The sequence below is a fragment of the Teredinibacter franksiae genome, assembly GCF_014218805.1.
GTDB classification, from domain to species: Bacteria; Pseudomonadota; Gammaproteobacteria; order Pseudomonadales; family Cellvibrionaceae; genus Teredinibacter; species Teredinibacter franksiae.
In genome coordinates, this window is the sequence record NZ_JACJUV010000008.1 from 41006 (window position 1) to 53248 (window position 12243).

Below are 12243 nucleotides of genomic sequence, written 5' to 3' on the forward strand. Positions count from 1 at the left end.
TCAAAGCTTAGATTTCGATGCCATCGATTTTGGCCACTGTGAGAATATCTTTATCTCCTCGACCGGACAGGTTAACCACAATCACTTCATCCTTAGCCATTGTCAGCGCAAGCTTTTCGGCATAGGCAACAGCGTGACTAGACTCCAGTGCAGGCAATATACCCTCTATCAGCGTCAGTCGACGAAATGCTTCCATCGCTTCATCATCATTAATGGCAACATAATCCACCCGACCCACATCTTTTAGCCACGAATGTTCAGGGCCTACGCCAGGGTAATCTAAACCCGCGGATACCGAGTGGGTTTCGATAATCTGGCCGTTTTCATCTTCCATTAGGTAGGTTCTATTGCCATGCAAAACACCCGGAATACCATCATTCAAAGGCGCCGCGTGTTTACCTGTTTCCACACCAAAGCCACCCGCTTCTACGCCATACATTTTAACGCCGTCATCCTCTAGGAATGGATGAAAAAGGCCAATGGCATTGGAGCCGCCGCCTACGCAAGCAACGAGAGCGTCCGGTAATTTCCCGGTCATTTCTAAGCACTGCCCACGCGCTTCGCGACCAATAACACACTGAAAATCGCGCACTAATTGCGGGTAAGGGTGAGGGCCCGCCACGGTGCCAATAATATAAAAAGTGTTATCTACATTGGTAACCCAATCACGCATAGCTTCGTTCATAGCGTCTTTGAGGGTTTTTGAGCCCGAAGTAACGGGAACAACGGTAGCGCCTAACAACTTCATACGGTATACATTTAGGGCCTGACGCTGAATATCTTCGGCACCCATATAAACAACACACTCCAACCCAAGTCGAGCCGCTACGGTGGCAGTCGCCACACCGTGTTGACCGGCTCCGGTTTCTGCAATAACACGGGTTTTACCCGTATATTTTGCCAACAACGCCTGCCCAATAGTGTTGTTTACTTTATGCGCACCCGTATGATTAAGATCTTCACGCTTAAGGTAAATTTGTGCGCCACCCACTTCGCGAGTAAGTCTTTCGGCGAAATACAACGGCGACGGACGACCAACATAGTGGGCTAAATCTTTATCAAACTCAGCGATAAAATCAGGATTGTTTTTCGCGCGCGTATAGATTTCTTCGAGTTCATCCAAGGCATGCATAAGCGTTTCAGATACAAAACGCCCACCATAGATACCAAAGTGCCCTTTTTTATCCGGAACTGCAGAATAATCCGGCTTATCTTGATTCTGACTCACTTAATTTCTCCACTCTGGCATTCGCAATAAATGCCTCAATTTTGTTTTTATCTTTTACCCCGGGTAGAGATTCGACTCCACCACTGACATCAACCCCGTAGGGTTGAGCTATTTTCACTGCGTTTTGTACATTTTTAGGTGAAAGACCGCCAGCCAGAATAATGGGACACGATAGATTTTGCGGCACACGCTCCCAGTTAAACGCTTCACCTGTACCACCCGGCACTCCTTTTTTATAGGTATCTAAGAGAATTCCGCTCGCCAACGGGTATCCTTCCATCGACTGAAGTACATTTACCCCTTCTTTCATTCGTAACGCCTTTACATAAGGTCGCTCAAACTGCTGACAATAGGCCGCTGTCTCACTGCCATGAAATTGCAGTACATTCAGCGGCACTGAGCCGAGTACATTTGCCACAGCCGCAACGCTCGCATCAACGAATAAACCAACCACCGAAACAAATGGCCCGACAGACAAGGCTATTTCACGCGCAAGACAAAGGTCCGCAACGTTTCTGGGGCTCGGCCCATAAAACACGATACCTATGGCATCGGCACCAACGTTAGAGGCAAACTCAGCATCTTCCGGTCGAGTAATACCACAAATCTTTATACGCGCTTTACACACCGAAAATCTCCACGCGCCAACGGCTTAGCCAAGGCATTGAAAAACGGCAAATATTAGCAGATATAGCCGGTCTATGCGCGACTATGTTTACATCTCCAGCATACCGAATAGGAATGGCTGAAAGCTCCCTAACCAAAAAAAGGGGGGCCGACGCTGTCTTTTTGAGGCAACCCAAATTGACGAGGGTACTCAACTTCTACCAGATACAAACCGTGCGGAGGCGCTGTAGGCGCCGCCAGCGCCCTATCACGCCCCTCAAGGAGGCTCGCCAACCACTGAGGAGCTTGCCTACCTCTCCCCACCTCAATAATTGAACCCACGATATTGCGTACCATATGATGCAAAAAGGCATTTGCTGAAATTTGTAGCACAAGAAAACCGCCTTTCTGCACAATTGAAATCGCACCAACCTCGCGTACAGGGCTTTTCGATTGGCACTGAGCGGCTCGGAATGCACTGAAATCATGCACACCCAACAGAAACACGACAGCGCTCTGCATCGACTCAAGATCTAGTGCGTGTTGCGTCCAGGTTACTTGTTTCTGTAATACCGCTGAACGTACCTGTGCGCTATGGATAAGGTAATGGTAGGTACGCCGTTCCGCACTAAAGCGCGCATGAAAATAAGGCCCCACCTCCCGCCCCCAATACACCCTAATGCCGTCCGGAAGGTACGTATTAACACCTTGAACCCAAGCTTTCTCATGACGTACCGCTAACGTATCAAAATGTATTACTTGCCCAGTGGCATGCACCCCGGCGTCAGTTCTACCAGCACAAACAAGCGCAATGGGTTCGTTTGCAACTTTACTTAATGCGCTCTCAAGCTTCTGTTGCACAGTTTCTACCGTGGTTGTTTGCTTCTGAAAGCCATTCAGACCAGTACCCGAGTATTCAACGCACAGAGCCCAGCGGTGCATTCCAGGCGGCAACAGTTCACCGGGCTTTACTTCTGTATTACGTTTGTATTCGGTATCTAGCTTATTTTTCATGGGGTATTGAGTAATTATTCGATTCTTAATACAAAAAAGCCCTGCATAAACAGGGCTTTAGTAGCAACATTTTTACCGCTTTAGTTTTTACACTCTAGAGAGTAGATTTTCCGCTTCTTGCTTCTGCTGCGGGTTGCCTTCTTTCATGATTTCCTCAAGGATATCTTTAGCGCCGTCAGCATCCTCCATATCGATATAGGCGCGTGCTAAATCAAGCTTAGTGGCCGTCTCATCACTATCACTTAGGAAGCCTAAATCGTCATCATCACCCTCTGGGTCAACTTCCGGGATGGTAAACTCCAGATCACTTTGAGGTACGCCAGCAAGCGCCTGCGCAAATAGCGTTTCATCCGAGGTATCGGCCAACGCCTCATCAACCGACTCTGCCGGTTCAAGCTCAAGGTCATCAAGCCCTTCCAGCGCTTCGTCGGTACCCGATAGGTCAGCGGTAAGCTCGTCCTCAAAGTCCTCGAAATCGGTAACTGGCTCTTCCATTACCTTAGGAGATTCAGAAGCAGCCAGACCGCCTTCTGGTGGCTCAGCGAGCTCAAGGCTATCGATATCAGCCTCTTCCACACCTAAATCAGACGTTAGTGCATCTAATTCTTGGTCCAATGCAGAAAGATCCAGCTCGCCCGTCAACGAAAGATCTTCCATTGAGGTATCTTGCACATCTAGCTGATCAGTTAGATTAACCGGCGAGTCTAACTCAAGATTTTCTTCAGCTAAGCCTTCAACCAATGATTCGCCATCTGATAAGGAAAATTCGTCTTCAAGTGACAACCCCTCAAAATCATCAGCTGTGTCTGTGAGCTCTAAAGACTCGAGCTCAGTATCGCCTAGGCCAACATCCAAATCCATGGCAAGCAAGTCATCATCCAAACCCGCTAATTCTTCATTGTCAGTCTCGCCATCAACCGCTGCACCTGAGTCAAAATCAAGATCCGTCGAGTTACTGTCACCCAACTCCAATGCGTCATCTTCGGTAAAGGGAACGTCTAAATCGAGCGTTTCCAAATCCCCCTCGTCGAGACTTGGCTCTTCCAGATCGAAATCCAGGTCAAAATCATCGGCACTCAACTCGCCGTCCGTATCCGCAGACTCCACCACATCAAGTTCAAGTGCAGCTAAGTCGTCATCACCTTCAAATTCAGAGTCGAGTTCTAAATCAAACCCGCTACTGGAGCCCTCGGACCCTAGCGTTTGCTCATCGGAGCCATCTAAGTCAAGGTCAAAATCCAACGCGTCGTCGGCTGAATCTGACTCTACATCATTATCAAGATTCAGCTCGAAATCCAAACCGTCATCTAATTCAGAATCAACAGCTTCTGGATCTTCTAAATCGAGCGTGAGTTCGTCGAAATCACCTACAGATTCATTCTCTAGCTGTGAATCCAAATCACTTAAACTGCTATCTACACCTTGGTCACCCAAGTGCACAGCGGCATCGGCTGAGACGTCAAATAAGCTTTCATCAAATAGCTCGGCTCCGGCTATGCCCTCACGTAATTGCTCACCGCGAGCGTTAAACTGGTCGTCCTCAAGAATACGCAGTTTTGCGTAATGTGGATCAAACTTATGGATATCCTGTTGGGCAGCATACACCTCTAGAAGCTTTACTCTCGCCCCGGCATCAGCGGGATCAGTCTCGAGCGCATTGAGCAGCATCTCTTCAGCCTGGTCATACTTACCATAGGCTATATAAATATCAGCCTCGGCTACCGCATCTTCTGTTTGCGCCTCCCCGCCAAGGTCCTCCTCCTCAACAACATCGTCTTCTAAATCAGCTTCAATACTCTCTTCTTCGTCAAGGCCTAGATCTATATCTTCTTCCTCGACGACTTCCTCTTGGTTAAATTCTTCAAACTCAGTGTCTGCCAAGAAATCTTCAGTCTCTTCGCTAAACTCGTCGTCGGAGCTTCGGAAACGAATAAACAAGTACCCAGCTATTAGCAAAGCAAGCAATCCGCCTGCGACAAAAATAATGTTGTCGAGCAGATGATCAACAATACTTTTTTCTATAGGCTTGGGTGCAGCAATTACCGTGGGCTTTGGCTGAGCAGTGGGCTCTGCCGTGGGCTCATCAATGGTATCAACAGCTTCAGCTTCTGTAAGGTCTAGGTCCTCCCCAACAACGGATTCACTTTCTAACTCATCGGACAGAGTAAAAGCTTCATCACCAGACTGCTCTAGGTCACCCAGCACTTCATCTTCGGTGGAAAATCCTTCGTCGCCTTCGTCACCGGAATCACCCGTAAAGGATTCTGCTGACGCCTCTTCTATGGCCGCCAGCTCTTCACGCTGTCGATTTTTTTCAGCAGCAAGCTCTAGGGCTCGCATATCTTCACTGCTGATTTCAATCATGCGCTCCATGGTGGCTATTTGCTCTTCAAGCGATTCAATACGAGACTTCAGCTCAGTATTGTCTCGAGAACTTTTGTCCAGGTGCTCTAAAGTTATTGCCAGTTCATTTTCTAATGCGTCGAGACTACTGCTACCGGCGCCAGCGCCCCGCCCCCCGGAAGTACCGGTTACATCTTCAGGGGAGGACAAGCTCACACGCCCACCCACTTCCTCTGAACTTTCTTCGTAGGACGATATCGACTTACTGCCTTCAAGTTGAGCGCCAGCCACGCCCAAGTTCGACTCAGAGCCTCCGGTCCACTGCGAATTCTGCACAGCGACTTCGCTCACCGCCTGCCGTTTGGAGTATTCAACAATTTGTTCGCGGTCTGGCACCCGAAGAATTTGGCCTTTTCGCAACAAATTGATGTTGTTGTTAATAAATGCTTCTGGATTTAAGCGTTGGATAGCCAGCATGGTCTGCTGAATTGATACGGCTCGATCAGGTCTAACGCGAGAGGCAATTTCCCACAACGTATCATTGGCCTTAACCGGCCCATATGAATCGTCTGCGTAGGACTCCGCTGACGCACTGCCCTGATAGCTCGAAGCGGTGCTTTGTTGAGTAACGCTAGGACGACTAGGAGCCTCATCAAAGTTTGAACGAGGATTGTAATTTGATGGCTTTCTTGTATCGGCGGCAGGTGAAGCCCCTAGTGCAATAGTATTCTGCTGTTGCACTTGCTGGGATTGCGCACCGGTTACCGGAGCGGCCTGTTGATCGGAAAAAACAGGCAGGTCCATTAACAACGTATATTCTCGAAGAAGACGACCGCTGGGCCATTGCGCCTGAAGAACAAAGTTAACGAAGGGTTCACGAACCTGCTTTTGAGAAGTAACGAGAATAACCGGGCCGTTGGGGCCATTCAATTCCACTTTAAACTTCAAATTGGTTAGAAAGTATGGGCGGTCTACGCCAACACGCTCAAAATCTTCAGGAGAAGCCAAGCCTACAAGAATTTCACTGACTGTGAGATCCCTAGCTTGCAGCAACTGAATTTCGGCGTTCAGTGGCTGATTCAATGAGGATTTAAGGGTTATTTCACCAAGCCCCAACGCAAAAACCGACGGCGATACAACAATCGCAATCGTGGTCAGGAGCAAAGCCAGTATTCGACGACCCATAAGAGAATCCTTGTAATATTAAACCAGAATGGCGCGCATTACTTCTTGCGAAATAGCACCCAATTCTGGACTGCAGTACCCTCGGTCTTACCCTCGGCCCGAAAACCTCGAATAATCTTTCAGTATTGGTCGTAAGTATTCATTATAAATAGGTTTTTTTCAACTTCTAGGCTATTGAAAAGCCCCTAATAGGGCACAATTTGATGACGAAAATAGGGTTCGGCGCCAAATTAACGCCTACTTTTTAACCGATTTTTGTTCTGCTGTACTATTTTTAACCATCAGCTTGTTGCTCCCCACCAACAAAAAGGCCCGAGCAATTCGCTCGAGCCCATTTCTCGCGGCTTCGATTCTACGCGAATTATTGCTCGCGTAGTATTTTTAGCATCCTGCGAAGCGGTTCTGCCGCCCCCCAAAGCAACTGGTCGCCCACTGTAAATGCTGAAAGGTACTCTGGCCCCATCGACATTTTTCGCAGCCTGCCTACGGGTATAGCGAGCGTGCCCGTAACTTTAGTAGGGGTTAGCTCCTGCAGTGTGATATCGCGGTCATTAGGAATAACCTTAACCCAGTCATTAGCGTTAGCCATTATGCTCTCAACATCACCGAGCGGTACATCTTTTGTCAGCTTAATAGTGAGCGCCTGACTGTGGCAGCGCATCGCACCAACACGCACGCAAATACCATCAATTGGGATGGGATTAGCCGATCGGCCAAGAATCTTGTTCGTCTCTACTTCCGCTTTCCACTCTTCCTTGCTCTGCCGACTATCCAACTGCTTATCAATGTACGGTAGTAAGCTACCGGCTAATGGCGCACCGAAACGGTCAATACTGAGTTCCTCGCGCATCGCAGAAACCACCTTCCGGTCAATATCTAGAATAGCTGAAGCCGGGTCTGCAAGATCGCTGGCAACACAATCGCGTATTTCTCCCATCTGCGTAATCAGCTCACGCATGTTCTGTGCGCCGGCCCCACTAGCCGCCTGATAGGTCATCGCTGAAGTCCACTCCACTAGACCTTCGCGAAATAATCCACCCAGCCCCATAAGCATCAAACTAACGGTACAGTTACCACCGATATAGTTTTTAACGCCTTTGGCCAAGCCGTCTCGAATAACGTCGTCATTCACGGGATCCAATACAATCAATGCACTATCGTCCATCCGTAACGACGAAGCGGCATCAATCCAGTAACCCTGCCACCCGCTTTCACGCAGCTTATTGAATACGGCGCCGGTGTAATCGCCACCCTGACATGAAATGATAGCTTCCATTTTTGTAAGCTCATCAATATCAAAAGCGTCTTTTAGCACAGGCGCCTCTACACCAACATTTGGCGCGGTTCCGCCAACATTGGAGGTAGTAAAGAAAACCGGCTCTAGGCCTACAAAATCATTTTCTTCCAGCATCCGCCCCATCAAGACGGAGCCCACCATGCCTCTCCATCCTACAAATCCAACTCTCATGATTATTACTCTTGCTAAGGTTTAAATTAATTTAGTGCGCTAATGCCGCAACAACCGCATCACCCATTTCATCGGTAGACACCTTTGTCATGCCGTCCGAATAAATATCCGCCGAACGCAAGCCGTCATCGAGTACTTTACCCACAGCTGCTTCTATCGCATCGGCTGCATCCGAGCGATCTAACGAGTAGCGTAAAAGCATTGCCGCTGACAATATTGTGGCCAACGGGTTTGCAATTCCCTGCCCGGCAATATCCGGCGCAGAACCATGAACGGGTTCGTAGAGCCCGCTTCGATCTTTATTCAACGATGCCGATGGAAGCATGCCGATTGAACCTGTAAGCATTGCCGCCGTATCCGACAGAATATCGCCAACATATTACCCGTTACAATCACATCGAATTGTTTAGGCGCTCGCACCAACTGCATGGCAGCGTTATCAACATACATATGCGACAGTTCAACTTCTGGGTATTCGCGAGAAAGCGATTGGATCACCTCCCTCCATAGCACCGTTGCCTCTAGTACATTGGCTTTATCAACGGAGCAAACACGTTTATCGCGCTTCATGGCCATCTCAAACGCGGTGCGACCAATGCGTTCAACTTCATGCTCTGAATAAACGTAGGTGTTATAACCCTGGCGCTCACCGTTATCCAAAATTCGAATACCACGGGGTTCGCCAAAATATATCCCGCCGGTGAGTTCGCGCACTATTAATATATCCAAACCGGCTACCAGCTCAGGCTTTAAGGACGAGGCATCGGCCAACTGCGGGTATAAAATTGCAGGTCGCAAATTGGCAAACAAGCCCATTTCATAGCGAATTTTTAGCAGGCCTTTTTCTGGTCGGATATTCGAATCCAGCGCATCCCATTTAGGGCCGCCAACGGCACCCATCAACACAGCATCGGCGGCTTGGCATTTTTCCAGAGTTGAGTTCGCCAGAGGAACGCCGTGCTCATCTATAGCGCACCCACCAATCAAATCCCTCTCATATTTAAGCCCAACTTGAATTTGGTATCAACCGCTTCAAGCACCTTCACCGCTTCGGCAACAATTTCGGGGCCAATACCATCACCTGGTAACAGTACAATTTTTTTACTCAAGGTGTTTCCCTCTCAATAAAAAACATGTTAATTAATTGCACCGAACAACCAGGGTTTTTCGGTGCGACGCTTACCTTCGTAGGCCGTTATATTGTCCGCTTCCTGGAGGGTAAGGCTAATATCATCAAAACCATTTAACAGGCAGTGCTTACGAAACTCATCAACTTCAAAGGCGTATTCTGCCGTATTCGAAACAACTTTTTGTTGTTCAAGATCGATTGTGAGTTCGAATCCTTCCTGGTCGTACATCTGCTTAAACAGCGTGTCCACGTCGTTCTCTGCTAGCACAATCGGCAACAGCGCATTTTTGAAGCAGTTATTATAAAAAATATCAGCAAAACTCGGCGCTATAACAGCGCGAAACCCATACTCATCAAGCGCCCAGGGTGCATGTTCGCGACTGGAGCCACAGCCAAAGTTTTCGCGCGCAAGAAGAACACTGGCGCCACTGTACCGTGGAGAATTCAGCGGGAACGATGGGTTGAGCGGTCGCAAGCTATTGTCTTTCCCAGGCTCACCTTCATCAAGATAGCGTAATTCATCAAAAAGGTTAGGGCCGAACCCTGATCTCTTGATGGATTTTAGAAATTGCTTCGGAATAATTAAATCGGTATCAACATTGGCCCGATCCATAGGCGCAACAATCCCCGTCAGCTTAGTGAAACTTTTCATTCTGCGCCCTCCTGAAAACTACGTACGTCAACAAAATGACCCGCTATTGCGGCTGCAGCGGCCATCGCAGGGCTTACCAAATGCGTACGCCCACCATAACCCTGCCGACCTTCAAAGTTGCGATTTGACGTTGAAGCGCAATGCTCCCCCATCACCTAGTCGGTCGGCATTCATCGCCAAGCACATAGAACACCCAGGCTCTCGCCATTCAATGTTCGCCGCCTGAAAAACCTCGTGAAGTCCCTCGGATTCGGCTTGAGCTTTCACACTACCCGAACCCGGAACAACGATGGCCTCTTTAACAGACGCCGCCTTAGTACGTCCTTTACCACTTCAGCAGCAGCACGAATATCTTCTATACGTGAATTGGTGCAAGACCCGATGAACACACGGTCAAGCTTAATCGATTCAATAGCCTGACCTGCCAACAAGCCCATATAGTCAAGAGCACGCGTTATGCCCGCGGCTTTTACGGCATCAGGTTCCTGCTCTGGGTCTGGTATAAAACCGTCGATTGGCAACACCATTTCAGGTGATGTACCCCAGCTCACCTGCGGTTTAATCGCTCCACCATCCAACACCACCGTGCGATCAAACTCGGCTCCCTCATCAGAATGCAAGTCTTTCCAATGGGTGACCGCCTGCTCCCATTGAGCTGCCGTAGGCGCAAACAAACGCCCCTTAACATAATCAATGGTAGTGTCGTCTACCGCGACCATACCGGCACGGGCACCGGCCTCAATGGCCATATTGCATACCGTTAGGCGCCCTTCCATGGTCATAGCACGAAACACATCCCCACCGAATTCAATAGCGTAGCCATTACCGTCCAGCAGTGCCAATCTCGGCAATAATCGCGAGGACAACATCTTTTGACGTTACCCCCTTACCCAATACACCATCGACACGCACCAGCATGTTTTTCATTTTTTGGCAACCAAGCACTGAGTAGCCATCACATGCTCAACCTCACTGGTACCGATACCAAACGCTAACGCACCCAACGCGCCGTTGGTTGAAGTATGAGAATCACCGCAGACAATGGTCATACCAGGAAGGCATGCACCCGTTTCTGGCCCCACAACGTGGACGATACCCTGGCGGTGGTCATTAATCTTGAATTCCACAATCCCCAGTTCGTCACAATTATCATCAAGTGTCTTCACCTGGATTTTAGACACGGGATCGGCAATACCCTCTACACCAGAAGCTCGCTCAGCCGCGGTGGTGGGTACATTGTGGTCGGGAGTAGCCAGCACGCTGTCGACCCGCCACGGCTTTCGGCCCGCTAATCGCAGCCCCTCGAACGCCTGCGGCGATGTCACTTCGTGCACAATATGGCGATCTATATAGGATGAGCGACGAACCATCATCTCGCTGGGTGACAACGTGGTCATTCCAGAGTTTGTCGTAAAGCGTTCTAGCCTTCATGGCGAACCTCAATTAGGAAATATCTTAGAAAGGCGGAATCTTAAGCGCTTCAGACCAATAACTCCAATTCATTATTTTTATCTTTTGGATTCCCTGAAGGAATAGAGTAAGGTTTTGATGTCGCTACACTCACCCAAAAGCACACGACAATGGATACAGAGTCTCTTAAAGCCTTTCTTGCAGTAACTAAGCACCGATCTTTTTCCGAAGCCGGAGAGGAATTACACATAACTCAACCTGCCGTAAGTAAAAGAATAGCAGCGTTAGAAGAAAGTTTACGGCACGCGCTTTTCAACCGCTTAGGGCGAGACGTCACGCTGACAGAAGCCGGTGAAAACCTGCTCCCACTCGCAGAACAGATTTTGCGTGACATGCGTGAAACCGAGCGCCGTATTCGAGAGCTTAGCGGTGAAATATCCGGCACACTTAAAGTCGCCACCAGTCATCATATTGGCCTGCATCATTTACCACCGGTACTGCACGCGTTTACATCCGCCCACCCTCACGTCAACCTGCAGTTTGAGTTTTTAGATTCAGAGCAGGCACACGAACGAATAGCCCGCGGGGAATGCGAGCTGGCGTTGTGACCCTGGCGCCCAAATTGGTGCCGCCGTTACGCGGAGAGGTTATCTGGGCAGACCCTTTGGTCTTTGTTGGCGCCCCAAGCATGTATTAGCCCAACAGGCACACATAACACTTCATGAACTAGGTAATTACCCGGCAATATTACCCGACCTAAACACCTTTACTGGCAGACTAGTAAAAGAAAGGTTCGACAGGGAAGGTATCAAGTTGCAGTTAAATATGACTACCAACTACCTTGAGACCATAAAAATGATGGTGTCTGTTGGGCTGGGCTGGAGCGTACTACCAAAATCAATGGTTGATAATCACATAAGCGAGATACCCGTCGCCGATATCGGCCTGCAGCGTAACCTCGGTGTTGTTACCCATGGCAAACGCACGCTAGGCAATGCAGCAGCGGCCTTCTTTGATGTAATCCGTAATAGTGTTCTATGAACACGGCGGACAAACCGCTCAACCTTTCATCTTTTCACACTTTCCATTAGCATTATTTGCTATACATTAGGAAGGTTGTGCTACTTATAGTCCTATTTATAGTCCTATTTATAGTCCTATTTATAGTCCTATTTATAGTCCTATTTATAGTCATATTGATAACGAAA

The 12243-nt window shown here is 48.7% G+C and carries 8 protein-coding genes and 2 pseudogenes; 2 read left to right on the top strand and 8 right to left on the bottom strand.

Features of this window, described 5'->3' with window-relative positions; all coding sequences use genetic code 11:
- Positions 1 to 7: 7 nt before the first annotated feature.
- From trpB to leuC, 8 genes and pseudogenes are all read right to left on the bottom strand, one after another.
- Positions 8 to 1228, bottom strand: a complete 1221-nt coding sequence (trpB, locus tag H5336_RS20045; RefSeq protein ID WP_185236239.1) for a tryptophan synthase subunit beta — start codon at positions 1226 to 1228, stop codon at positions 8 to 10.
- A complete protein-coding gene (locus tag H5336_RS20050; protein ID WP_185236240.1) occupies positions 1209 to 1856 on the bottom strand; it encodes a phosphoribosylanthranilate isomerase in 648 nt (215 codons plus the stop codon). The genes trpB and H5336_RS20050 overlap by 20 nt, the downstream gene beginning before the upstream one ends.
- 128 nt (positions 1857 to 1984) lie before the next feature.
- Positions 1985 to 2848: a tRNA pseudouridine(38-40) synthase TruA gene (truA, locus tag H5336_RS20055; RefSeq protein ID WP_185236241.1), complete on the bottom strand. Its 864-nt coding sequence runs from the start codon at positions 2846 to 2848 to the stop codon at positions 1985 to 1987.
- Between the two features lie 87 nt (positions 2849 to 2935).
- The gene (locus H5336_RS20060) at positions 2936 to 6376 is read right to left on the bottom strand and encodes a FimV/HubP family polar landmark protein (RefSeq protein ID WP_185236242.1); all 3441 of its coding nucleotides are present in this window, start codon (positions 6374 to 6376) and stop codon (positions 2936 to 2938) included.
- Between the two features lie 361 nt (positions 6377 to 6737).
- The gene (asd, locus tag H5336_RS20065) at positions 6738 to 7844 is read right to left on the bottom strand and encodes an aspartate-semialdehyde dehydrogenase (protein WP_185236243.1); all 1107 of its coding nucleotides are present in this window, start codon (positions 7842 to 7844) and stop codon (positions 6738 to 6740) included.
- Positions 7845 to 7875: 31 nt separating this feature from the next.
- A pseudogene (gene leuB / locus H5336_RS20070) lies at positions 7876 to 8953 on the bottom strand (3-isopropylmalate dehydrogenase).
- Between the two features lie 27 nt (positions 8954 to 8980).
- Positions 8981 to 9625: a 3-isopropylmalate dehydratase small subunit gene (leuD, locus tag H5336_RS20075; RefSeq protein ID WP_185236199.1), complete on the bottom strand. Its 645-nt coding sequence runs from the start codon at positions 9623 to 9625 to the stop codon at positions 8981 to 8983.
- Positions 9622 to 11056: pseudogene (leuC, locus tag H5336_RS20080) on the bottom strand (3-isopropylmalate dehydratase large subunit). Before leuC ends, leuD begins: the two are co-directional and overlap by 4 nt.
- Positions 11057 to 11205: 149 nt before the next feature.
- On the opposite strand from leuC, the gene H5336_RS23675 reads away from it, so the two are divergent.
- Positions 11206 to 11643 carry a LysR family transcriptional regulator gene (locus tag H5336_RS23675; protein WP_313558102.1) on the top strand — a complete coding sequence of 146 codons (438 nt, stop codon included), beginning with the start codon at positions 11206 to 11208 and terminating at the stop codon, positions 11641 to 11643.
- 103 nt (positions 11644 to 11746) lie between these two features.
- Positions 11747 to 12076: a LysR family transcriptional regulator substrate-binding protein gene (locus tag H5336_RS23680; RefSeq protein WP_313558349.1), complete on the top strand. Its 330-nt coding sequence runs from the start codon at positions 11747 to 11749 to the stop codon at positions 12074 to 12076.
- Positions 12077 to 12243: the final 167 nt, after the last annotated feature.

What these genes read in the sequence shown, in the direction of transcription:
- H5336_RS20060 (WP_185236242.1), bottom strand. Translation starts at nt 6,376, where the DNA reads ATGGGTCGTCGAATACTGGCTTTGCTCCTGACCACGATTGCGATTGTT.
- asd (WP_185236243.1), bottom strand. Translation starts at nt 7,844, where the DNA reads ATGAGAGTTGGATTTGTAGGATGGAGAGGCATGGTGGGCTCCGTCTTG.
- truA (WP_185236241.1), bottom strand. Translation starts at nt 2,848, where the DNA reads ATGAAAAATAAGCTAGATACCGAATACAAACGTAATACAGAAGTAAAG.
- leuD (WP_185236199.1), bottom strand. Translation starts at nt 9,625, where the DNA reads ATGAAAAGTTTCACTAAGCTGACGGGGATTGTTGCGCCTATGGATCGG.
- H5336_RS23675 (WP_313558102.1), top strand. Translation starts at nt 11,206, where the DNA reads ATGGATACAGAGTCTCTTAAAGCCTTTCTTGCAGTAACTAAGCACCGA.